The sequence below is a fragment of the Paracoccus isoporae genome (genome assembly GCF_900101865.1).
Taxonomy (GTDB): domain Bacteria; phylum Pseudomonadota; class Alphaproteobacteria; order Rhodobacterales; family Rhodobacteraceae; genus Paracoccus; species Paracoccus isoporae.
The window spans coordinates 376,557-399,138 of sequence record NZ_FNAH01000002.1 but is presented as its reverse complement, the minus strand read 5'-3'; the positions used below and the strand labels follow the sequence as shown (position 1 = coordinate 399,138).

At 66.8% G+C, this 22,582-nt stretch carries 23 protein-coding genes, 2 tRNA genes and 1 other RNA gene; 14 read left to right on the top strand and 12 right to left on the bottom strand.

Features of this window, described 5'->3' with window-relative positions:
• Positions 1-160 precede the first annotated feature (160 nt).
• From BLT73_RS05490 to glpX, 4 genes are all read right to left on the bottom strand, one after another.
• Positions 161-1,228, bottom strand: a complete 1,068-nt coding sequence (locus BLT73_RS05490; RefSeq protein ID WP_090521582.1) for a hypothetical protein — start codon at positions 1,226-1,228, stop codon at positions 161-163.
• A gap of 212 nt (positions 1,229-1,440) precedes the next feature.
• A tRNA-Glu gene (locus BLT73_RS05485) sits at positions 1,441-1,515 on the bottom strand.
• 102 nt (positions 1,516-1,617) lie between these two features.
• Complete coding sequence (recJ, locus tag BLT73_RS05480) at positions 1,618-3,357, bottom strand: single-stranded-DNA-specific exonuclease RecJ (protein ID WP_090521581.1); 1,740 nt, start codon at positions 3,355-3,357, stop codon at positions 1,618-1,620.
• 106 nt (positions 3,358-3,463) lie between these two features.
• Positions 3,464-4,429, bottom strand: a complete 966-nt coding sequence (gene glpX, locus BLT73_RS05475) for a class II fructose-bisphosphatase (protein WP_090521579.1) — start codon at positions 4,427-4,429, stop codon at positions 3,464-3,466.
• Positions 4,430-4,655: 226 nt separating this feature from the next.
• Between glpX and cysS the strand changes: the two genes are divergently transcribed.
• The 10 genes from cysS (at position 4,656) to BLT73_RS05425 (ending at position 14,044) form a co-directional block, all read left to right on the top strand.
• On the top strand, positions 4,656-6,020 hold the full coding sequence (gene cysS / locus BLT73_RS05470) for a cysteine--tRNA ligase (RefSeq protein WP_090521578.1): 1,365 nt from the start codon (positions 4,656-4,658) through the stop codon (positions 6,018-6,020).
• Positions 6,020-7,630, top strand: a complete 1,611-nt coding sequence (gene cimA / locus BLT73_RS05465; RefSeq protein ID WP_090521576.1) for a citramalate synthase — start codon at positions 6,020-6,022, stop codon at positions 7,628-7,630. The genes cysS and cimA overlap by 1 nt, the downstream gene beginning before the upstream one ends.
• Entirely contained in the window at positions 7,627-8,376 is a 750-nt protein-coding gene (locus BLT73_RS05460; protein WP_176804927.1) for a squalene/phytoene synthase family protein, read from the top strand. Before cimA ends, BLT73_RS05460 begins: the two co-directional genes overlap by 4 nt.
• Before the next feature lie 103 nt (positions 8,377-8,479).
• Complete coding sequence (locus tag BLT73_RS05455; RefSeq protein ID WP_090521574.1) at positions 8,480-9,529, top strand: protein-glutamate methylesterase/protein-glutamine glutaminase; 1,050 nt, start codon at positions 8,480-8,482, stop codon at positions 9,527-9,529.
• Positions 9,526-10,035, top strand: coding sequence for a chemotaxis protein CheD (locus tag BLT73_RS05450; protein ID WP_090521573.1), 510 nt, complete (start codon positions 9,526-9,528; stop codon positions 10,033-10,035). The genes BLT73_RS05455 and BLT73_RS05450 overlap by 4 nt, the downstream gene beginning before the upstream one ends.
• Positions 10,036-10,149: 114 nt before the next feature.
• Positions 10,150-11,271: a 3,4-dihydroxy-2-butanone-4-phosphate synthase gene (gene ribB, locus BLT73_RS05445; protein ID WP_090521571.1), complete on the top strand. Its 1,122-nt coding sequence runs from the start codon at positions 10,150-10,152 to the stop codon at positions 11,269-11,271.
• Positions 11,272-11,273: 2 nt separating this feature from the next.
• Positions 11,274-11,825 (top strand): 6,7-dimethyl-8-ribityllumazine synthase, encoded by a 552-nt coding sequence (locus BLT73_RS05440; RefSeq protein WP_090521570.1) that lies wholly within the window; start codon positions 11,274-11,276, stop codon positions 11,823-11,825.
• A complete protein-coding gene (gene nusB / locus BLT73_RS05435; RefSeq protein WP_090521569.1) occupies positions 11,822-12,310 on the top strand; it encodes a transcription antitermination factor NusB in 489 nt (162 codons plus the stop codon). The genes BLT73_RS05440 and nusB overlap by 4 nt, the downstream gene beginning before the upstream one ends.
• A gap of 73 nt (positions 12,311-12,383) precedes the next feature.
• Positions 12,384-12,776: a hypothetical protein gene (locus BLT73_RS05430; protein WP_143025631.1), complete on the top strand. Its 393-nt coding sequence runs from the start codon at positions 12,384-12,386 to the stop codon at positions 12,774-12,776.
• Positions 12,777-13,117: 341 nt separating this feature from the next.
• Positions 13,118-14,044, top strand: a complete 927-nt coding sequence (locus BLT73_RS05425) for a DUF481 domain-containing protein (protein ID WP_090521913.1) — start codon at positions 13,118-13,120, stop codon at positions 14,042-14,044.
• Between the two features lie 116 nt (positions 14,045-14,160).
• Here BLT73_RS05425 and ssrS read toward each other — a convergent pair.
• A non-coding RNA gene (gene ssrS / locus BLT73_RS05420) (6S RNA) lies at positions 14,161-14,318 on the bottom strand.
• A 96-nt stretch (positions 14,319-14,414) separates the two neighbouring features.
• Between ssrS and BLT73_RS05415 the strand changes: the two genes are divergently transcribed.
• Positions 14,415-14,903, top strand: a complete 489-nt coding sequence (locus tag BLT73_RS05415; protein ID WP_090521566.1) for an MmcB family DNA repair protein — start codon at positions 14,415-14,417, stop codon at positions 14,901-14,903.
• Between the two features lie 42 nt (positions 14,904-14,945).
• On the opposite strand, the gene BLT73_RS05410 is transcribed toward BLT73_RS05415, so the two are convergent.
• Positions 14,946-15,158 (bottom strand): DUF6324 family protein, encoded by a 213-nt coding sequence (locus BLT73_RS05410; RefSeq protein ID WP_090521911.1) that lies wholly within the window; start codon positions 15,156-15,158, stop codon positions 14,946-14,948.
• Between the two features lie 96 nt (positions 15,159-15,254).
• Between BLT73_RS05410 and BLT73_RS05405 the strand changes: the two genes are divergently transcribed.
• The 3 genes from BLT73_RS05405 to BLT73_RS05395 all read left to right on the top strand — a co-directional run bounded on the left by BLT73_RS05405 (position 15,255) and on the right by BLT73_RS05395 (position 16,570).
• Positions 15,255-15,331 (top strand) — tRNA-His (locus BLT73_RS05405).
• Between the two features lie 137 nt (positions 15,332-15,468).
• Positions 15,469-15,864: an ElaB/YgaM/YqjD family protein gene (locus tag BLT73_RS05400; RefSeq protein ID WP_090521564.1), complete on the top strand. Its 396-nt coding sequence runs from the start codon at positions 15,469-15,471 to the stop codon at positions 15,862-15,864.
• 4 nt (positions 15,865-15,868) lie between these two features.
• Positions 15,869-16,570 (top strand): phage holin family protein, encoded by a 702-nt coding sequence (locus tag BLT73_RS05395; RefSeq protein ID WP_143025630.1) that lies wholly within the window; start codon positions 15,869-15,871, stop codon positions 16,568-16,570.
• A gap of 49 nt (positions 16,571-16,619) precedes the next feature.
• Here the strand turns inward: BLT73_RS05395 and BLT73_RS05390 are convergent, their stop codons facing one another.
• From BLT73_RS05390 to BLT73_RS05365, 6 genes are all read right to left on the bottom strand, one after another.
• A complete protein-coding gene (locus BLT73_RS05390) occupies positions 16,620-16,994 on the bottom strand; it encodes a DUF1850 domain-containing protein (protein ID WP_425438802.1) in 375 nt (124 codons plus the stop codon).
• 8 nt (positions 16,995-17,002) lie between these two features.
• On the bottom strand, positions 17,003-19,093 hold the full coding sequence (locus BLT73_RS05385) for a TRAP transporter permease (protein ID WP_090521563.1): 2,091 nt from the start codon (positions 19,091-19,093) through the stop codon (positions 17,003-17,005).
• Positions 19,094-19,147: 54 nt separating this feature from the next.
• The gene (locus BLT73_RS05380; protein ID WP_090521561.1) at positions 19,148-20,104 is read right to left on the bottom strand and encodes a TAXI family TRAP transporter solute-binding subunit; all 957 of its coding nucleotides are present in this window, start codon (positions 20,102-20,104) and stop codon (positions 19,148-19,150) included.
• Positions 20,105-20,228: 124 nt separating this feature from the next.
• The gene (grxD, locus tag BLT73_RS05375; RefSeq protein WP_090521560.1) at positions 20,229-20,591 is read right to left on the bottom strand and encodes a Grx4 family monothiol glutaredoxin; all 363 of its coding nucleotides are present in this window, start codon (positions 20,589-20,591) and stop codon (positions 20,229-20,231) included.
• Between the two features lie 10 nt (positions 20,592-20,601).
• On the bottom strand, positions 20,602-20,844 hold the full coding sequence (locus BLT73_RS05370; RefSeq protein WP_090521558.1) for a BolA/IbaG family iron-sulfur metabolism protein: 243 nt from the start codon (positions 20,842-20,844) through the stop codon (positions 20,602-20,604).
• 111 nt (positions 20,845-20,955) lie between these two features.
• The gene (locus tag BLT73_RS05365) at positions 20,956-22,500 is read right to left on the bottom strand and encodes a glycosyltransferase family 2 protein (protein ID WP_143025629.1); all 1,545 of its coding nucleotides are present in this window, start codon (positions 22,498-22,500) and stop codon (positions 20,956-20,958) included.
• Between the last annotated feature and the right edge of the window lie 82 nt (positions 22,501-22,582).

Here is a 22,582-nt window from a genome sequence, read left to right as displayed (position 1 = left end):
GTATTCGTGGTGGCGGAGGGGATGCCATCGCGTTGGCCGGGCGCAGCGTTCTCACGCGGCGGCCTGCGACAGAGGCGTCGGCAACGGACAAGGATGTTCGTCGGCGGTTGCGACCCGCATGTCCTCGCCGTGACAGGCGCGGTTGACCGGGCGTCCTGGGCTAATAATCCTCGTCGTGATCGCCACGGCTGAAATGCAGTTTCCGGGCCAGGTCAGGCAGTCTTGCTGACATCTGCGGATCGTCGTGCTGCAGGGCCAGCGGCAAGGTGGCCTTGCCCAGACCGAACCCGGACCGCGCCGCCGCCTCGGCTAGGCCGGTTGTCCCTGCGAGGCTCAACTCAGCGAAGTCGCACCGGTTGTGCCTTGCATCGGCATCCACGGCGCCGAGCAGCAGCGCATAGCTGCGCCGGTCGCCCGCATAGGCAAACACATCCGTCACCTGGCACAGCCTGCCGCGTGCCCCGTCGAGGATCCGCCAGACGACATATCCCGCCAGCTCGTCGCCACGGCACAGCATCGCGCGGCGATATTCCGTCACCGGCATGTCGACATAGCGCCAGTTGAGAAACGCAGCACTCCGGCATTGCGCCAGCGCCAGGCCGGGGCGCGCCACGGCCCAGGCGGCGTCGAACCGCGCATCGAACCGTGCCACCGGCGCAATCCGTTCCGTTGGCGCGGCCGCGATCCGCCGCAGCCCGCCCAGCCCGGTTCCGATCCGCCCGGCCAGATCCAGCACCGGCGCGAGCGGCGCAGCCAGCCGCGTGCGCCGCGCCAGCACCGCGCCGGGGCGATAGAGCCGCCGCCGGATTTCCCGCCCCGCGGCCGTCACCTTGCCGTATCGCTGATAGGCGGTCATCAGCCGGTCGCTGTTCGGCTGGCCGATCGAGAGACCGCCATGCCCGGCCGCCGCAATGGCCTTGATAAGCCGCAGACCCGCACCGAGATGATCGGGATGGACCACGGTCGCCAGCGGCAGGATGGCAGGCGTCTCCACCCCGTCGATCACGAACCGGCTGGGCAACAGGAAGGAGGCGCCCACGACCTCGCCCCCCTTCTCGACACAGAGCAGCCGCGGCGGCAGCGCGGGCGTCGCAAAGGGCGAATCGAACAGCCAGTCCCAGACAGCGCGCTTGCGGGCCACGGCCTCGGCCGGAAAGCTGGCCGCCGCGATCTCGAGATAGCGATCCCGCATCTCCCGCCCGCGATAGGTGACGCTGAGCTGACCCATCCCGACCTCCACGACCTGCCAACACCGGGCCGAACATACGGAAGACCGGGCAGGTGGCGGAGAGAAATCGGAACTCGTGCTTAACAGTGACGGGATTGGCGGTCGGGGGATGACAGTCCCGCATCGTCGGGGATGACGACCAACCGCAGCTTGGGACGACCTGCACGGCGCGGCGCAATGCGCAGATTCGGAGGCGACCAACTAAGGAAAAGTGGCAGCCCGTAGGGGAATCGAACCCCTCTTTCCAGGTTGAAAACCTGGCGTCCTAACCGATAGACGAACGGGCCAGCCTTGGCGTGCTGCGAGCGTCGCTCGCGGCGTGGAGCGGTGTTTAGGTCAGCCGCGCCGGGGCTGCAAGACGAAAAACGGCCTCCCCCAAAAAAACTTGCTCAGATCGCGGCGGCGTCGTCGAGGCGCAGCCGGACCCGGCTGCGGCCGCGCCAATGCGACATTTCCAGCTTTCCGGCGATGTGGAACTGGCGGCCCTTCCGGGACATCAGCGCCGGACCAAGCGGGCCGTCCATTGCCCCCCAGGCCACCGCCTCCAGCGGGGCCTGGCCGGCGGTGCGGAAGGCAGCGCGCAGATGGGTCTCTCCCATGGTCGAGACACTGTCGAGAAGCAGTTCCGCAAAGGCATAACGCGGGGCAGGGGCGGCCTGTCCGAAGGGGCCCGCGGCCTCGATCATCTCCATCAGCTCCGGCGTGGCCGCACCCGGCTCCATCAGCCCGGAGATCCGCAGATCGTCGACGCCGCTGCGCCTGGCCAGTTCCGGCGCGATCAGCGCCGCCAGCCGGTCCATTGCGGCCGCGATCCCCGCCTCGGCCACGGTCAGCCCGGCGGCCATCCGGTGCCCGCCGCCCTTCTCGATCAGCCCTTCCGCCGCCAGGCGCTGCACCGCGCGGCCCAGATCGACGCCCGGAACCGAGCGGGCCGAGCCCTTGCCGGTGCCGTTCTCCACCCCGATCACCACCGAGGGCAGGCCGCTGCGCTCCTTCACCCGCGCCGCGACGATGCCGACGACGCCCGGATGCCAGCCTGCGCCCGCCGCCCAGGACAGGCGGGGATCGGCGCGGGCGGCCACTTGCGACAGCGCCTCTTCGCGCACCGCGGCCTCGATGGCGCGGCGGTCGCGGTTCAACTCGTCCAGGGTCTCGGCCAGGCGGCGCGCCTCGTCGGGGTCGTCGGTGGCCAGGCAGCGCGCGCCCAGATCCGCCTTGCCGACCCGGCCGCCGGCATTGACCCGCGGCCCCAGCATGAAGCCCAGGTGAAAGCTGCTCGGCGCGCTGTCGAGCCGCGAGATATCGGCAAGCGCCACCATGCCCGGCCGCTGGCGCCGCGCCATGATGGCGAGCCCCTGCCGGACGAAGGCGCGGTTGACGCCGATCAGCGGCGCGACATCGGCGACGGTTGCCAGCGCCACCAGATCCAGAAGCGGCAGCAAGGCCGGCTCCGCCCGACCGAGGCCGCGCAGAACCCGCCCGGCCTGCACCAGCGTCAGGAACACCACCCCCGCGGCGCAGAGATGGCCGAGCGCGCCGTCCTCGTCCATCCGGTTGGGGTTCACGACCGCAAGCGCCGGGGGCAGGGTCTCGCCGCCCAGATGGTGGTCCAGCACGATCACATCGGTCCGGCCTGCCGCCGAAAGCGCCTCGTGGGACAGCGTGCCGCAATCGACGCAGACGATGAGGTCGTGATCGGCGGCCAGCCCGGCAATGGCAGGCGGGTTGGGGCCATAGCCCTCGTCGATGCGGTCTGGGATATAGAGCGTCGCGCGATGCCCCTGCTGGCGCAGCCAGTCGATCAGCAGCGCGGCCGAGGCGCCGCCATCGACATCGTAATCTGCGAAGATCGCGATGCGTTCGCCCCCGGTTGCGGCCGCCACCAGCCGTTCCGCCGCGGGCGCCATGTCGCGCAGCGTCAGCGGGTCGGGCAGCATCTCGCGCAAGGTCGGGGCCAGATAGCCCGCCACTTCCTCAGCCGCGACGCCGCGCTCGGCCAGGATCCGCGCCACCGGCAGCGGCAGGGCGGCGCTTTGGGCCAGCCCCTCGGCGCGACGGGTAAGATCGTCATCGGGACCGACCCATCTCCGGCCGGTCAGCGAGGTCTCGACATTCAGGAATGCGTTCATCCCGGCTAGATGCGACAGGCGGGCGCGGCTGGCAAGGGCGGGATGCCGCCGCCCGACATGCAAAAGGGGGCCGAAGTCCCCTTACGCACGCTCGGCGTCCAACCGCTCAGCGGATCGGATTGCGATAGATCATGCGACGCACCGATCCGGTCTTGGAGCGCATCAGGATGGTTTCGGTCTCCAGATATTTCGGCTCGCGCTTCACGCCCCGCACGATGGAGCCGTTGGTGACCCCGGTGGCGGAGAAGATCACATCCGCCGTCACCATCTCGTCGCGCGAATAGATCCGATCTAGATCGGTGATCCCCGCCTTGGCCGCGCGGCCGCGCTCGTCATCATTGCGGAACATCAGCCGGCCCCACATCTGCCCGCCCATGCATTTCAGCGCCGAGGCCGCAAGCACCCCTTCGGGCGCGCCGCCCGCACCCATATACATGTCGATGCCGGTCAGCTCCGGCTCGGCGCAATGCATGACACCCGCCACGTCGCCATCGGTAATCAGCCGGATCGCGGCGCCGGTGGCGCGGACCTCGGCGATCAGATCCTCGTGCCGGGGACGTTCCAGGATGCAGACAGTGATGTCGGAGGGCTTCACGCCGCCCGCCTTGGCAAGCGCCTCGACCCGCTCGGTCGGGGTCATGTCGAGGCTGACCACGTCCGTGTCGTAACCCGGCCCGATCGCCAGCTTGTCCATATAGACATCGGGCGCGTGCAGCAGCGTGCCGCGCGGCGCCATGGCGATCACGGTCAGCGCGTTGGGCATGTCCTTGGCGGTCAGCGTCGTGCCCTCCAGCGGGTCGAGCGCGATATCGACCTCTGGTCCGTTCCCCGCGCCGACCTCCTCGCCGATATAGAGCATCGGCGCCTCGTCCCGCTCGCCCTCGCCGATCACCACCACGCCCTTGATGTCCAGCTTGTTGAGTTGGTCGCGCATCGCGTTCACCGCCGCCTGATCGGCCGCCTTCTCGTCGCCGCGCCCGATCAGCGTGGCCGAGGCATGGGCCGCGGCTTCCGACACGCGGGCCAGGCCCAGAGACAGCATCCGGTCGTTGAAATCCTTGGGCGCGGGCATTCGGCAATCCTCCATAAGATCTGTTTTGACGACTGCATAGGCGGCGCGGGGCAGGGCGGCAAGTGTGACGGCGCTAACGGTGACTGAGCCATGACCGGACTTGGCAGCGTCGCACGGATCGGCTAAGCGAAGGCCATGATCGCAAGCTGCACCATCTGCTGCATTATTCGCTGACGCATTTCATGCGGGGCAAGATGCTGTGAGCAGGTCCCGCAAGGGGGACTTCATGGTCGAGATCCGGCTGACCAACACACGCACCCGCCAGAAGGAACGGTTCGAGCCGATCGATCCGGGCAATATCCGCGTCTATGCCTGCGGGCCGACCGTCTATGACCGCGCGCATCTGGGCAATGCAAGGCCCGTGGTGGTGTTCGACGTGCTGTTCCGGCTGCTGCGCCATGTCTATGGCGCGGATGCCGTGACCTATGTGCGCAATTTCACCGATGTGGATGACAAGATCAACGCGCGGGCTGCGGAGACCGGGCGGGATATCCGCGAGATCACCGAGGAGACCATCGCCTGGTATCACGACGACATGGATGCGCTCGGCGCGCTCAGGCCGACGCAGGAGCCGCGCGCAACTGATTACATCCCGCAGATGCTGGCGATGATCGAGGACCTGATCGCGAAGGGCTTCGCCTATGCCGCCGAGGGGCATGTGCTGTTCGAGGTCCGCAGATTTCCCGAATATGGCCGGCTGTCCGGGCGGTCCCTGGACGACATGATCGCAGGCGCGCGGGTCGAGGTTGCCCCCTTCAAGCGCGATCCGATGGATTTCGTGCTGTGGAAGCCGTCGGACGCGGATCAGCCGGGATGGGACTCGCCCTGGGGCCGGGGGCGGCCCGGCTGGCATATCGAATGCTCGGCCATGTCGGCGGAACTGCTGGGGCCGGTGTTCGACATCCACGCCGGCGGCATCGACCTGCAATTCCCGCATCACGAGAACGAAATCGCGCAGAGCCGCTGCGCGCATGGCTCCGAGGTGATGGCGAAGTATTGGCTGCATAACGAGATGTTGCAGGTCGAGGGCAAGAAAATGTCGAAAAGTCTCGGCAATTTTTTCACCGTGCGCGATCTGCTCGATCAGGGGATACCGGGCGAGGTGATCCGGTTTGTGCTGCTGATGACGCATTACCGCAAGCCGATGGACTGGACGGCGGAGAAGGTGCGGGAGGCCGAGGCGACCTTGCGCAAGTGGCGTGGTCTGACAGCGGACATCGAGCCCGCCGCCAGCCCTGCGCCCGCTGTCGTCGCCGCACTTGCGGATGATCTGAACACGGCGGGCGCGATTGCCGCGCTGCATGATCTGGCGCGGGCAGGGGATGCGGCCGGGTTGCAGGCGTCTGCGGATCTGCTCGGGCTTCTGACCGATGATCTCGGGGATTGGACAGCAGATGGGCCGGATCTCACGGCCTTGTCGGCACGGATGACCAAGCTTCGCGCAGAGGCGAAGGCCAGCAAGGATTTCAGCGCCGTCGATGCAATGAAGCAAAAGCTGACCGATGCCGGTGTCGAGATTCGCATGAGCGCGACCGGGGTGGAATTGCTGCCGGGCAGCGGCTTCGACGCGGCCAAGCTGGAGCGGATCTGATGGACCGCCTCTACCTCTATGACACCACGCTTCGCGACGGCCAGCAGACTCAGGGCGTCCAGTTCTCTGCCAGCGAGAAAACCGAGATCGCGCAGATGCTCGACGCGCTTGGAATCGATTACATCGAAGGCGGCTGGCCCGGTGCAAACCCGACCGACAGCGAGTTTTTCGACAACCCGCCCGCGACGCGCGCCACGCTGACCGCCTTCGGCATGACCAAACGGGCCGGGCGCTCTGCGGGGAATGACGAGGTGCTCGCGGCGGTGCTGAATGCCGGGACGGGCAGTGTGTGCCTCGTTGGCAAGACCCATGATTTCCATGTCCGTGAGGCGCTTGGCATCTCGCTCGACGAGAATGTCGAGAATATCCGCGCCTCGCTCGCCCATCTCAAGGCGCAGGGGCGTGAGGCGATTTTCGATGCGGAGCATTTCTTCGACGGCTGGAAAGCGAACCGGGATTACGCGCTGCAATGCCTGCTGGCGGCGCGGGATGCCGGGGCGCGGTGGATCGTGCTGTGCGACACCAATGGCGGCACGCTGCCCCATGAAATCGGCGCGATCACCGAGGCCGTGATCGCGGCGGGGATTCCCGGCGACTGGCTGGGCATCCACACCCATGACGATACCGGGAATGCGGTGGCGGGATCTCTGGCCGCGATCCGGGCCGGGGCGCGGCAGGTGCAGGGCACGCTGAACGGGCTGGGCGAGCGTTGCGGCAATGCCAATCTCACCACGCTGATCGCCACGCTGGCGCTGAAAGAGGAGTTCGCCCCGCTGGTGCCGCAGATCAGCAAGGCGGCGCTGACATCGCTGCTGAAGACCTCGCGCCGCCTGGACGAGATCCTGAACCGCCAGCCCGCGCCGGGCGCGCCCTATGTCGGTCCCTCGGCATTCGCCCACAAGGCCGGGCTGCATGCGAGCGCCATCGTCAAGAACCCCGCCACCTATGAACATGTCCCCCCCGAGGCGGTCGGCAATGCCCGCATCATTCCGATGTCGAACCAGGCCGGGCAGTCCAATCTGCGCGCAAGGCTGCAGGATGCCGGGCTGGTGGTGCCCGAGGGCGCGGATCTGGCCGCCATCCTGACCGACATCAAGATCCGCGAGGATCAGGGTTATGCCTATGACGGGGCGCAGGCGAGTTTCGAGCTTCTGGCCCGCAAGCATCTGGGTCAGTTGCCGAAATTCTTCGTGGTCGAGCGCTATCGGGTGATCGTGGAGCGGCGGCGCAACGCGATGGGTCAGCAGATCTCCGTCTCCGAGGCGGTGGTGGTGGTCGAGATGGACGGCCAGCGGGTCATGTCGGTCAGCGAGTCCCATGGCGAGAGCGACGCCGATGATCGCGGCCCGGTCAATGCGCTGTGGCGGGCGCTCGCCAAGGATCTGGGGCCGTTCCAGGCGGCAATCGACGATATGCGGCTGGTGGATTTCCGGGTGCGCATCACCAATGGCGGCACCGATGCCGTCACCCGCGTCACCATCGACAGCGAAGATCGCGACGGGCATCGCTGGTCCACCGTTGGCGTCTCGCCCAATATCGTCGATGCCAGTTTCGAGGCGTTGCAGGACGCGGTGGTCTGGAAGCTGATCCGGGACGGGGCGCGGCCGTGACCCCCGATCACTGCCTGGCGCTGCTGCGCGCGGGCGACCCGGACCGTTTTGCCGCGGTCGCGGCGTCCGAGCCGCGCGACCGGCCCCGGCTGGCCACGCTCTATGCCGCCAATCTGGAGATCGCGCGCGCCGCCATCGCCTCGCGCGAGCCGCTGATCTGCGAGATGCGGCTGCAATTCTGGGCCGATCAGATCGCGTCCATTGCCGAAGGGCGCGAGGCGGCGCGCCACGAGGTGGTCACGCCGCTGGCCGAGGCCTGGGGGGCGGAGATTGCGCCGCTCGCCACGCTGATCGCCGCGCGGCGCCGTGACACGGAGCGTCAGCCCTTCCGCGACGACGGTGCGTTGCTGGATTATATCGACGCCTGCTCCGGCACGGTGATGCGGCTCGCGGCGCAGGGCTGCGGCATGGCCGGGGACGCACCGCTCATCGCGCAGCAGGCGCGCGGGGCCGGGCTGGCTGGCTGGCTGGAGAATTACACGGCGTTGCGGACGCTGAACCTGGGGTTGCAGCCCGAAGGGGATGCGCGGCTGGCGCGGCTGGCGGAGATCGGGCTTGATGCGTTTGCCGCCGCGGCACGGATGCAGCCCGCGCCGCCGCGCCGCGCGGCGGGCGCGCTCTATGCCGGGGCCGGTGCCGGGCGGGTGCTGCGCGCGATTCGCGATGGGCGGAAGGTGCGCGTCACCGGATTTGCGCGCAACCTGTCGCGGACCGCGCTTGCCTTTTTCGGCCGCTGGCAGGGCTGAGCGAGCTTAAACCTATCTTCATCTGTCTCTGCCAGTTTGCCGTCCCAGAGAGGCAAGCAAGAAGGTTCGGTATGCCCCTGACATGGCGCGATTCGGGACGGGCATGAGCCAGGTCCGGGTCCTGATTGTCGACGATTCCGCAACGATGCGGCAGTTGATCCGCTTTCGCCTGCGCGCCGATCCGCGGATCGAGGTGGTGGGCGAGGCGTCGGACACCGCCCAGGCCCGCGAGGCGCTCGATACGCTGTCGCCCGACGTGATGACGCTGGATGTGGAGATGCCGGGGCAGTCGGGGCTCGATTTCCTGCGCGAGGTGATGCGCAGCCGGCCGATGCCGGTCATCATGGTGTCCACCGAAACCGAAAAGGGCAGCGCCGCCGCGGTCGAGGCGCTGTCGCGCGGCGCAATCGATTGCGTGGGCAAGCCGCGCAGCCGGGAATTCAACAATGCCTTCGGCGATCTGGCCCGGCTGGTCCATGGCGCCGCCACCGCCAGGGTGCAGCCGCGCGGCGCGGCGGAGGGGGCGCAGCCCCCGGTGGTCAGCCGGGATTTCCAGTGGAACGGCATGTATGTCCTGATCGGGTCGTCCACCGGCGGGGTCGATGCGCTGGAACGGATCATCGCCGGGATGCCGGCGAATTGTCCGCCGATCCTGATTACCCAGCACATGTCGGACGGGTTTCTGGCCAGTTTCGCGGAGCGGATCAACAGCCGCTACGCGCCGCGAGTCGAACTGGCCCGCAGCGATGCCCCGGTCGAGCAGGGCCGGATCTACCTCGCCCCCGGCGGCGAACAGCATCTGACGATGACGGTGGGCGCGCGACCGCGATGCCGGCTGATCGGGGGCGAAAAGGTCAGCAGCCACCGGCCATCGGTGGATGTGCTGTTCAACTCCGCCCTGCCGCTCGGCAACCGCGTCTGCGCGGCGCTGCTGACCGGGATGGGCAGCGACGGGGCGGACGGCATGCTGGCGCTGCGCCGGGCGGGTGCGACCTGTCTCGCCCAGGACGAGGCCAGCTCCGTCGTCTGGGGGATGCCGCGAATCGCCTGGGAACAGGGCGCCGCCCATCGGCTGGTCCCGCTGAAGCGGATGGCCTCGGAGATCCTGGACGCCACCGACCGGCGCGGCCGCATGTCCCGCGCGCCGCGATGAATGCGCCGCGAATCCAGGTGGTGCAGGGGGCGTTTCACGTGGCGTCAGGCCCCGGCGATTGCCTGCTGGTCACTGTGCTGGGCTCCTGCGTGTCGGTCTGCCTGTTTGATCCGGTGGCGCGGGTCGCGGGGATGAACCATTTCCTGCTGGCCAGCGGCGGCGCGGAAGCGGGCGACTCGGCGCGCTACGGCGTGAACGCGATGGAGCTGCTCATCAACGGGTTGCAGAAACGCGGCGCAGAGCGCGCCCGGCTGCGGGCCGAGGTGTATGGCGGGGCGACGATGGTGCCGGGGCTGTGCAATGTCGGCGCGGCGAATGCCCGCTTCGCGGTGGAATTCCTGCGCAACGAAACGATCTATCTGCGCCATGCCTCGACCGGCGGGCATCGCGCGCGCCGCGTGACGCTGCGGTCTTCGACCGGACTGGCGCGCGAGGAATTCATCGACCGCGTGGTGCTGACCGGCCCGCCGCCGCCGGTCGAGGCCGGGCATGTCGACCTGTTCTGATCCGCCGCGCCGCGGGGCGGCGCATCGGTCTTTCCCCCGGCATTGCAGGCTGTTGCTTAGCCCGTCATAACTCTGATCGGCCCGAATCGGGGCCGGTCGAGGAAGGTGCGCCAGATGCAATACGAACAGCCGGGACAGGTGGAGCGCGACTGGTCGGACGCGATTTCCAGCGTCGAGGAGATCATCGAGGATGCCCGCAACGGGCGGATGTTCATCCTGGTCGACCACGAGGATCGCGAGAATGAGGGCGATCTGGTCATCCCCGCACAGATGGCCACGCCCGACGCGATCAACTTCATGGCCACCCATGGCCGCGGGCTGATCTGCCTGGCGCTGCCGGGCGAACGGATCGACGCGCTCGGGCTCAGCCTGATGTCTCCGAAGAATTCCAGCCGCCACGAGACCGCCTTCACCATGTCGATCGAGGCGCGCGAGGGGGTGACGACCGGCATCTCGGCCCATGACCGCGCCCGCACCGTGTCGGTCGCCATCGACCCGACCAAGGGCGCCGCCGATATTGCCACGCCGGGCCATGTCTTTCCCTTGCGCGCCCGCGAGGGCGGGGTTCTGGTCCGCGCCGGACATACCGAGGCGGCGGTGGATATTCCGCGCCTCGCCGGTCTGAGCCCGGCAGGGGTGATCTGCGAGATCATGAACGAGGACGGCACCATGGCCCGTCTGCCCGATCTCATCGCGTTTGCGCAGCGCCACGGGCTGAAGATCGGCACCATCAGCGATCTGATCTCCTATCGCCGCCGCCACGACAACCTGATTGCCGAGCGCAAGCAGCGCCCGGTGCATTCCATGCATGGCGGCGACTGGATGATGCGGATCTTCGCGGATGAAACCCAGGGCGCTGAACATATCGTGCTGTCCAAGGGCGATCTGTCCGCGCCGGGGCCCGTGATGGTGCGGATGCATGCGCTCGACCCGCTGCATGACATCCTGGGCATCGAGCGCGAGCGGGCGGGCGATCTGCCGCAGGCGATGCGCATGATTGCCGAGGAAGGCCGCGGTGCCGTGGTGCTGATCCGCGATCTGACCAATGCGCTGCCGCTGGATGGCGAGGCCTCGCCGCACACGCTGCGCCAATACGGGCTGGGCGCGCAGATCCTGTCGGCGCTCGGTCTGACCGACCTGATCCTGCTGACCAACTCCGCGCCGCTGAAGGTGGTCGGCCTCGACGCCTACGGGCTGAGCATCGTCGAGACGCGCGCCATCTCCGGGGAGGGCTGACCATGGCCGGTGTCACACATCACCTGCTGGCGCTGCCCGAATTCGCCACGCCGCCGCGCCTGCTGATCGTGGTCGCGCCCTATTACAAGGACATCGCCGACCATCTCGTCGCCGGCGCGCGCGCCGTGGCCGAGTCCGCCGGGGCGGTCGTCGATCTGGTCGAGGTGCCGGGCGCGCTGGAAATTCCCGCCGCCATCGCCCTGGCCGCGCGCAGCGGGCGGTTCGACGGCTATGTCGCGCTTGGCTGCGTGATCCGGGGCGAGACGACGCATTACGACACGGTCTGCAACGACAGCTCGCGCGGGCTCACCCTGCTGGGGCTTCAGGGCCACGCGATCGGCAACGGCATCCTGACGGTGGAGAACATGGACCAGGCCGCGGTCCGCGCCGATCCGGCCGATCAGGACAAGGGCGGCGGGGCGGCGGCGGCGGCCTTGCATCTGGTTGCATTGTCGCGCAAATACGCGCCCACACCCACGCCCCGGCCCGCGGACAGCGCGGATCGCGACCCGATCCGGCTGGCGGGACGACTGGAAGGACCGACCGGCGCATGAGCAGCCAGACCAAACCGGAGGATCGCCGCCGCCGCAGCAGCGCGGCGCGTCTCTATGCCGTGCAGGCGCTGTTCCAGATGGAGGCGGCCGGCCAGTCCGTCGATCGCGTGCGCCGGGAGTTCGAGGATTGGCGCATCGGCGTCGAGGTCGAGGGCGAGATCGCGCCCGAGGCCGACGAGGCCCTGTTCCGGCGCGTGATCGAGGATGCGGTGAGCTGGCAGGCGAAGATCGACCAGATGACCGACCGCGCCCTTGTGGCCCGCTGGCCGATCGACCGGATCGACCCGGTGCTGCGGGCGCTGTTCCGCGCCGCCGGGGCGGAGTTGGTCAGCGGCAAGGCCCCGCCGCGCGTGGTCATCAGCGAATATGTCAGAATCACCGGCGCCTTCTTCGCCGAGGGGCGCGAGATGAAATTCGTCAACGCGGTGCTGGACCACATGGCCCGCGAGGCCCGGCCCGAAGCGATGGGCGGCGCAACCGGCTGAGCCGGTCCGCCGGGCGGCGGATGGCGGCTGCCATGCGCGTCTGGAACTTTCCAACCGGAATGGGGATGCTGGTGTGGCCACATCTGCCGGAGTGGCAGACATGCCCCGACTGATTCGTCTCTATCTGTTCAGCGCCGCCTGCGGGATCGGCCTGTCAGTACTGTTCACCGCGCTGCTGCTGATTTTCGACATCGCGCATCTGCGCCGCCTGCTTCTGACGGCGCCGGGCGGGGGGACCGCGCTGATGATGCTGATGCTGTTCACGGCGGCGCCGTTTTCCGCCGTTCAGTTCGGCATCCGGATCATGGCGTTGTCCGAGCCCGGAAGCGGCCCGCCCAGGGGCCGGCGCGCGGGGTCGCCCGCGCATGCCTCCCGCGACTCGGTTTCAGCGATCTGCGGCGCATCTTCGCCGCCCTGCCGCGCTGATCGGGGCTTTCCGGCAAAGCGACGGCAAAAATCGCGCTGAAATCGCCACGCAGATGTTGCAAAGCCGCAACGCGCGCCGTCACGATTTGCCGGACCTCGTTGCAGTATTGTAACGCTGAGGGGCGGAATGTGAATGAACATGCATCTGAACTGTTCGGTTCGGCGCTTTGCTCAAGCTTCGGATGTCAATTGTTTTTATAGCACCTGACATGTCCTTTTAGTCAGGTCTGCCGGAGAGTTCCCTCTCTTTGGCTCACATTTCCGCGATTGAGCCATCGCGCGGGGGTCGCTGGAAACCCGCCCCGGTCGGGCATAGTTGGGTCATCGGAAGTGAGGCGGCGTTTACATTGTCGCTTTGTAACTTTGATGAGGATGGAAACCATGAAAGCAGTTGCTCTTCTTGCCAGCGCCACCGCCATCGCCACCGTGTTCACGGTGCCGGCGTTTGCGCAAAGCGAAATGTCGACCGGCGCCGACGTGACCGGCGTGAGCCAGGTCGAGGATCGCCTGGACGATATCGAAGAAGCGGTTGAAGACGACTTCGCCCGTTCGAACGACGCCGACCGCTTCGGTCCGCAGGACCGTCGCCAGGGCCTGTTCGGCGGCATCTCGATGACCTATTCCGGCTCGACCGGCAATGACGAGAGCCAGGACATGGCGCTCGCCGGCCGCATGTCCTACAATCAGGGCCCGTTCGCGCAGTCCGTGGGTCTGGGCATCGAGTTCGGTGAAGACTCCGACGGCGACAAGGATCAGGAAGAAACCTACGCGATCTATGACGCGCAGTATTACTTCAACGATCGCTTCTATGCCTTCGCCCTGGGCCGGATCAACCAGGACGGCATGGTCGACGAAGAGCTGGACGACCTCTATGACGGTCTGCTGGACGCCGAAGAAATCTCCGAGCTGGAAGGCCGCAAGAAGCGGGACGCGTTCCTCGGCTTCGGTCCGGGTTACCGCATCATCAACACCCCGGACACCACCTGGCGTGTTCAGGCCGGTGTTGGTGTCCGCTACACCCAGGCCGTGGACTATAGCGAGGCCGACAACCTGGCCTCGGAAACCGAAACCGGCTACATCGCGTCGTCGCGGTTCTACCACCGCTTCAACGACATGATCTTCGTCACCAACGACACCGACTACATCACGTCGGACAGCGCCGGCGACGAGATCACCAACGAATTCGGCGTCAACTACCAGATGTCGGAACAGCTGGCGACCCGCATCTCCTACTCGACCGAGTACCAGGAGAATCGCGAAATCCGCACCGACAACGTGCTGGGCGTGTCGCTCGTCTATGGCTTCTGATCCCTCCCTCGGATCATAAGTCTCTCGGGGAAGGGCGGTCTTCGGACCGCCCTTTTTCATGCGGGACTGCCGCTCGCGGAAATGAGAAAGCCGCCCCCTGTCAGGGACGGCATGTGGCGAGAACCGCTGCGACCGTGGGCGCACAGGTTTTCCCGAAAGCCTGGAGAACCAGGTGGGCGCCGGGTAACATGACCAGGGCCATGACAGAGCCAGCTCCCATCGAGAAATTATAGGCCAGTGGAAAAAATGGCCCGCACGCGAAGAGCAGAAACTCGCCAGAGCCGGAGATAAGCCGGAGCAGGGCCGGTTTCAAGCCCCGCGCCCTGTGCGCCGTCTTGCATTTCGTTTCCGATTTGTTCACGATGCCCCCATGCAGATTGCCCCCGATCCCGCGGTGACCGAGACCGCCTTGCCGGCGCAGCCCGGTTTTCGCCTGGCCCGCGGCGTCGCCCGGCTGCTGCACAGCCTGGGCCACGCGGCGCTGTGCGAATTCGTGCCTGCGCGCGGGCTTCGGGTGGATGTGATCGCCATCACGCCGAAGGGCGAGATCTGGATCGTCGAATGCAAGAGCTGCCGGGCGGATTTCACCGGCGACCGGAAATGGCAATCCTATCTGGAGTGGAGCGACCGGTTCTTCTGGGCGGTGGATTGCGATTTTCCCGACGGGCTTCTGCCCGAGGAGAGCGGGCTGATCCGCGCCGATGCCTACGGCGCCGAGATCCTGCGCGACGCGCCGCTGACCCGCATGGCCGCGGCGCGGCGAAGCCGGCTGACGCGCGATATCGCGCGGGTGGCGTCGATGCGGTTGCAGGCATTGCACGATCCCGGCGCGGCCGGGTTCGGGGCAGGGGAGATCTAGGCGGCGGGCGCGGCCGGTCCCGCGCGGCCCGTGCAAAGCCTTTCAGCGGCGCGGCTTGCTCTTCTTGCCCTTGCCCATGTTGCGCGCGACCTCGACCGCGGCCATCAGCTCCTCGGCGATCTCGGTGGCCTCCTCGGGGTCGAAATCCAGCGGCAGATCCACGCCCTCGCCCTCGACATAGATCCGCACCATGCCCTGATCGGTCGGCCCGATCTGGAGGTTCGCGGCGATGTCGCTTTCGCTGTTGATGCCCATGTCCATGTCCTTTTTTTCCGTCCTAGCGCGGCAGCGAATTTGCGGCAAGTCCGGCCTTGCATCGACGCGCGCGGGGCGTTAAACGACGCGAACCGTGCCGCCTTAGCTCAGTTGGTTAGAGCGCTGGATTGTGGATCCAGAGGTCCCCCGTTCAAGCCGGGGAGGCGGTACCACCTCCTTCATCGCCTAAATCCCGCCGCCATCCGCAGTTTTCTTGCGGTTCTTGCGATTTATCAGTGCCTCACGCGGAACGGGCGGGCGGCGCGCAGCGTTCCCCTGCAGTATCTGCTGAATGCAAAGGAGTGCCATCATGGCGAGTAACGAATACACCGCCCGCGATCTGAAGACCGACGCGAAATCCGCCGCCCGCGACGTCAAGAGCGATGCGCAGGACACGCTCGACACCGCCCGCGCCCGCGGAGAGGAGCTGTCGGACCGCGCTCAGCATGTCGCGCAGAATGCCCGCGACAAGGCCGGCGAAGTCGCTGACCAAGCCCGCGATCTGGGCCGCGAATATGCCGATGTGGCCCGCGACGAGGCCAAGCGCCTGTATCGCGAAGGCGAGCGCCGCGCCGGTGAAGTCGCCGAGCAGGCCGAGATCTATTACGACGAGGTGTCCGAGATGGTCCGCCGCAACCCGGCGCAGGCCCTGGGCATCGCGGCCGGGGTCGGCTTCCTGTTGGGTCTGATCATCGCGCGGCGCTGATCCGATGTTCGACTATGTCAACAAGGTGCAGCTTGCCCTGAGCGACAAGGCGCGGCGCACCGGCCTGAAGGCCGGTGCCGCCGTGATCGCCCTGATCGCCCTGGGCTTCCTGCTCTCCGCATTGTGGAGCTTCCTCGCCTGGCGGCTGGAGCTGGGGCCGACCTATGCCTCGCTCATCATCGGCGGCGGGTTCCTGCTGATCGCGCTGATCCTGCAGCTCATGTCGAATTCCGAAAAGCACAGCATGCCATCGACCGACGAGCTGAAGAACGAGGTCGAGGCACGGCTGAGCCTGGCTGCCGACACCGCGCTCGACAAGGCCAAGTTCAAGGCCGAGGAGACGATGGATAGCGCACAGCAGCGCGTCCATGCGCTGTTCGGCAAGGCCGAGGACACGGCGCGTGGCTTCGTCAGCCGCACGGAATCGAAGGTGCATGACGTGACCGCCGATGTCAGCACGAAGGCGGGCGATCTGGCCGAGAAGGTCGGGCTGACCGACCGCAATCTGCGCGAGGCCAAGGATTCCTTCGATCGTGCCACCCAGTCGCGCGCCGCACCGGGTGTCGGGATTGTCGGCGCGTTTGCCGTAGGAATGGCAATCGCCGGGGCGCTTCGCGGTCGTCGGGATCGGGATGATTTCTATTATGACGATTTCGAGGATGACGCGGATCGCCGGGAGTATGACCCACGCTATCGCGGCGCCTGAGCCGAAGCGGGTTGAGACAGACCCGTCGTGAAATACAGCACCCGCCCCCTTACCGGGGCGGGTTTTTCGTGGGCGAGGGGGCGGAGCAGGGGCGCAGCAGAACGGACTCGCCCGGCTCCGCGCCGATCTCCCGGCAGGCCTTGCCGTCGCAGAGCCGCCAGCCCGCGCCCGTTGCGCCCGAGGCGGCGAGGCGCAGCTCTGCCTGCGGCGGCAGGTCGGGATCCCAGCTCCACCAGCCATCGCGCAGCACCGCATCCGCGCCGGGCTCCATCCCCGCGCCGGAGCCCTTGACCGAGGCGCGGGCGAGGTCCAGCCCGGCTTCGGTGACGCGCCATTGCTCGCGCCAGGCGATGTTCTCGACCGAATGGGTCCATTCCAGCGAAAAGCCGGGGCCGGACAGGCTCAGCGCCACGGTCCCGATCATCAGGCAGCTCATCGCCGCCGCCGCCCCAGCCACCAGATCCCGGCAAACAGGACAGCCAGGCCGAATCCGATCTCGTCGGTCAGGGGCAGGGCGGCGATCAGCGTGAAGGCGGCAATCATCGCCACCGCGCGTTCCCACAACGCCAGACGATGCCCCAGCCAGCCGATCACCGCGGTGCCCCACATGCCGATGGCCAGCACGCATTTCAGCACGATATAGGCGACGGCCAGCGGAAACCCGATGGAATCGGCCAGCGGCCCGCCCGCCTGCAGCATCAGCGCCGGGGTGAACACGGCCATATAGGGGATGACGAAACCCGCGGCAGAGACCTTGATCGCTTCCAGGCTGATCTTGAAGCCGCTTTCCTTGGCGATGGGGGCGGCGGCGAAACAGGCAAGCGCCACGGGCGGGGTCAGATCGGCGAGAATGCCGAAATAGAACACGAACATATGGCTGACGATCAGCGGCACACCCAGTTCCAGCAGGGCGGGCGCGGCGATAGACGAGGTGATGATATAGTTCGGGATGGTCGGGATCCCCATGCCCAGCACGATGCAGGTCAGCATGGTCAGCAGCAGCGACAGCATCAGCGAGTTCTGCCCGACGCCCACGATGAAGATGCCGAAGGTATTCGCCGCGCCGGTCAGCGTCATGGTGCCGATGATGACACCGACAAGCGCACAGGCGACGCCGACGGGCAGGGCGGTCTTGGCGCCTTCGGCCAGGCTCTCGATCACCTGGGCGATGGTCTCGCGCCCGCCATTGGTGAAGGCGCTGATCGCCAGCAGGGCGAGGACCAGATACCACAGCATCGCCTCCTGCCGCTCGCGCAGGATGAAGCCCACCGCCAGCCCCAGACCGATCCAGAAGATCGCGCGGATCACCGGCGAGGGCAGGCCCAGCATCAGCGAGGCACCGAGGATCAGCATCACCGTCAGCGCCAGCCCGACCGCGCCGGCAAACAGCGGGGTGAAGCCCGAAAACAGCAGAAACACCAGCACCGCCAGCGGCAGGATCAGATACCAGCCATCCTTCAGCGCCTTGCGGGCCGAGGGCAGCTCCTCCTTCGCCATGCCGCGCAGGGCGCGCCGCCCGGCCTCAAGATGGACCATCCAGAAGGCCGAAGCGAAATACAGCATGGCCGGCACGATGGCGGCGCGGACCACCTCGACATAGGCCACGCCAAGGGTTTCGGCCATGATGAAGGCCACCGCCCCCATCACCGGCGGCATGATCTGCCCGCCCATGGACGAGGTCGATTCCACGCCGCCCGCGAATGCGGCCCGGTAGCCGAAGCTTTTCATCAGCGGGATGGTAAACTGCCCGGTGGTCACGACATTGGCGACGCCCGAACCCGAGATCGTGCCCATCAACCCCGAGGACACGACAGACACTTTCGCGGCCCCGCCCATGCGATGCCCGACCATGCCAAGGCTGACATCGGTGAACAGCCGGATCATCCCGGCCTTTTCCAGAAACGAGCCGAACAGGATGAACAGGAAGATATAGGTCGCGCTGACATAAAGCGGCGTGCCGTAAATCCCCTCGGTCCCGAAGGACATCTGCTCGACCACCTGCTCCAGCGAATAGCCGCGGGTCTGGAGCGCACCGGGGAAATACTGCCCGAACAGCGCATAGAACAGGAACACCCCCGCCACGATGGGCAGGGCCGGGCCCATCACCACCCAGGCGGCAGCGAAGACCGCGATCAGCGTGGCGATGCCGATGACGGTATCGACCGCGTTGATATCACCCGCCCGCAGCATCAGAGGCACGTAATTCAGCCATTGATAGACCGCGATGCCGACGCCGATCGCCCCCATCAGCCAGACCACACCCAGCCACAGCCCGCTGCGCCCGCGCAGCGCGGCGAGCAGCGGGAATCCCAGCAGCAGCAGGAAGCCCAGATGGAAGCCCCGCTGGATCTGGCTGTTGAGGTTCAGCAGATGCGCCGCCGTCGCGATCTGGTAGATCGAGAAGATCACCGCGATCCAGAACAGGATGCGGCCCTGAACGGTCTGCGGGAAGCTCTCGGCCAGCGGGTCGTGAAGGCCCAGATCCGCGTCACCGGCGGGGGCAGGGTGGGGCTGTTCGGTCATGTCGGGCGTTCCGGTTCATGCGGGCCGGGGCATGAGCGCCCCGGCCCGTGTGGCTCACTCGGCGCTGACGCCGACCTCATCGTAATAGCGCTGCGCACCGGGATGGACCGGGATCGGCATCCCCTGAAGCGCGTTCAGCACGTCGATGGCGTTGGCCGCGGCATGGGCCGCTTTCAGATCGTCGAGATTGTCGAAGATCGACTTGGCCATGACATAGGCGTCGTCATCGCTGACCGCGTCCGAGGTGACCAGGTAGTTGATGACCGCCACAGTGGAGACCGCCTCGTCCTGTCCCTCATAGGTGCCGGCCGGGATCTCACCCGCGACATAGGGATCGCCGAGCGCCTCCGACACCTCGGCCGGGACCGACACGACGGTGATCGGGATGGAACTGGACAGATCCTTCAGCGAGGCCACGCCGAGACCGGCCGATTGCAGCGTCGCGTCAAGCTGGCGGTTCTTCATCAGCTCGACCGATTCCGCGAAGGGCAGGTATTCGACCTTGCCCAGATCGTCATAGCTCATCCCGGCGGCGTCCAGGATGGCGCGGGCGTTCAGCTCGGTCCCGGATTTGGGCGCGCCGACCGAGACGGATTTCCCGGCCAGATCGGCCAGGGTGGTGATGCCGGATTCCTCGCTGGCGACGATCTGGATATAGTTGGGATAGATCGCGGCAATGCCGCGCAGCTTGTCCAGCGGTGCGCTGAACCCGGCATCGGCATTGCCTTCCGCCGCCAGCTTGACGGAGTCGCCCAGCGAAAAGCCCAGCTCGCCATTGCCCTGCTGGAGCAGGTTCAGGTTCTCGACCGAGGCCTTGGTGGACTGCACCTGCACGCGGGCATCCGGCATGGCCTCGGAATAGATCTTCGAGATCGCCACGCCCATCGGGTAGTAGACGCCCGAGGTGCCGCCGGTCAGGATATTGACGAATTCGGCCGCGCCGGCACCCAGCGGCGCGGCCAAGGCCGACAGCCCGACCGCGGCAGCGGCGATGCGGTTGCGAAAGCTCATTTATTGTTCCTCCCACATGTTCTGTGCCGTCAGGTTAGGGAGGATTTCGCGCCGCGTCAAAAGGAAAGCCCCGCGCGGCGGCGGGGCTTTCGTGGCGTGAGTTGGTCAGGAAATTACCGCGATATCAGGCGTTTGCCTGACGGATCTTGTCCGCCGCTTCCTTGTTGTAGTCGATGTCCTTCTGATCGAAGAGCTGATCGAGCTCTCCCGACAGGGTCATCTCGGTGACAATGTCACAACCGCCGATAAACTCGCCCTTCACGTAGAGCTGCGGGATGGTCGGCCAGTCGGAGAAATCCTTGATCCCCTGCCGCACCGCCTCATCCGCCAGCACGTTCACGTCGCGATACGCCACGCCCATGTAGTTGAGCACGCCCGCCACGCGGCTGGAAAACCCGCATTGCGGCATTTCCTTTGTGCCCTTCATGAACAGCACCACATCGTTTTCGTCCAGGGCCTGCTGGATCTGGGTCTGCGCTTCGCTCATCGCTGGTTCCTTATTCTGGGGCCTTGGTGGTCAGCGCCAAGGCGTGAAGCTGACCGTCCGGCCCGTCCATTTTCCCGTTCAGCGCCGCATAGACGGCGCGCTGCTGCTGGACGCGGTTCTGGCCCCGGAAGGATTCATCGATCACCTCGGCGGCGTAGTGATTGCCATCCCCGGCCAGATCCGTGACCGAAATCGTGGCATCGGGGAAGGCGGCGCGGATCAGGGCTTCGATTTCGTGGGCTTCCATGGCCATGCAGCTATCCTTCGGCTTTCGGGAAAGATGTAGGGGAAGGGGCAGCGGCTCGCAAGGGCGTGACCGCCGGGTTTTCGTGCCGGCAGGAACCATGCAGGCCGGGCGCCGGGGTCAGCGCGCCGTGGTTTTCGGCCATGTCCACCAATGCTGATGGACCGGATTGTCGCGCCGCAGATCCGCCGAGGCGGGATCGGGCAAATGGTTCAGTTGCGGGGCTGAATCGTCCGGCATGGCAAGGTCTTCGGCCGCCAGTCCGACCCGGTTGCGATGCCAGTTCCGTGCCAGCTCATCGGCGGAAAAGCTCCGCCCGACATATTTCCGTTGCGCGGCCCTTTCGCTCAGCGCGATGTAGTGGCGCAGATTATGCGAGACAGGCGACAGCTTCAGCGGCCCGGTCAGACGATGCCCGGCGCTGTCGAGATTGGACAGGCCGACCCCGTGACGCCACATGCGGATCAGCCTGTAGGGCATTGGATTCAGGAAATAATACCGCGTCATCTCGGCCAGGTAGTCACGCCCGCTGAAATCCTCTCCCGGCCGGGGCAGAAACACGAATTCATCAAAATTTACAGCGTTGTATCCGGATTTCTTCGCGTGAGCAGCGAGATCGTGCAACCCCTGTCCGGGCTGGCGGCTTTGCAGGATTTCGTCGGCATCCATATGCAGCACCCATTCGGGCGCGTGCACCTCCATCAGGCGCTGCTTGGCCTGAAGCTGTGCCTGCAGCGAAAACGCACCCGCATAGGGCAGGTGGTGCAACTCCGTGATCCCGCGGCCGACAAGCTCGGCCGCAATCTCGGACGAGCCGTCATCCGAACCGTTGTCGATATAGGTCAGCGGCACATCCTGCGCACGAAGATAGTCCGTCATAACAGGTAGATACGAACTGATATTGCGGCCGCAGACATAGGCCATCATGGCCGGCCGGTTGCGGCTGTGCAATGCGGGCAGGGCGGGCAGATCGACATCGGGGCTGTCCACGCGAAACCGCCGGATCAGGTTGCGCAGCGCATCCTCATCCGCGACCAGATCGGAGAGCGGCTCACGCGCCAGCGGGGCCGGATCGGTCAGGCCGAGTTCGGCCAGAAGCGCCGGATCCGGCACGGTTTCATCGTCGAAGCGCAGCCACCCGGACGGCGCGTCGCCAAGGAACGCCGCCAGCAGCGCCCGGCCGATCTGGATCTCCTGCAGCATGGTCTTGAACCGCTGCGCATCCGTGGTGATCCGGAAACCGGCATCGGCGGGAATGGGCAGCGGATGCGGCGCATCCCTGGCGCGGCGGTCGAGGATCCACGCCTCGATGCGCAGCGCCCGGATCACCGCGCGGGTCGGATCGGCGCTGTCCATGCGGATGATCCGCGCATGCTGCATCCCGGCGTCCTGCAGCGTGATGCGGTCGAGCGCCGCCGTGCCGGGCAGGACGACGATCCGCGCCGACGATCCTTCTGGCAGGCTGTCCTGCGCCGCCAGGCCGCGCAGCCGCGTCAGGATGGCCGCGCGGTCCTGTGCCAGCCCGGAGAGCGGATCGACCACGATCTCCGCGCCGCTGCGGTGCAGGTTCTGCATCAGCGCCAGCGGCGCAACAGCCATGGAGGGCACGGCGAGGATGGTCAGCCAGGGTTGCGACATGAAGGCTCCGGGTCGGTTCGTGGTCACGGTTATCCGATCGCTGGCGGATTGACCATTCTCCAGCGGGCCGGGGCGATTTCCAAATATTCAATAATCGGTATTATGTAAC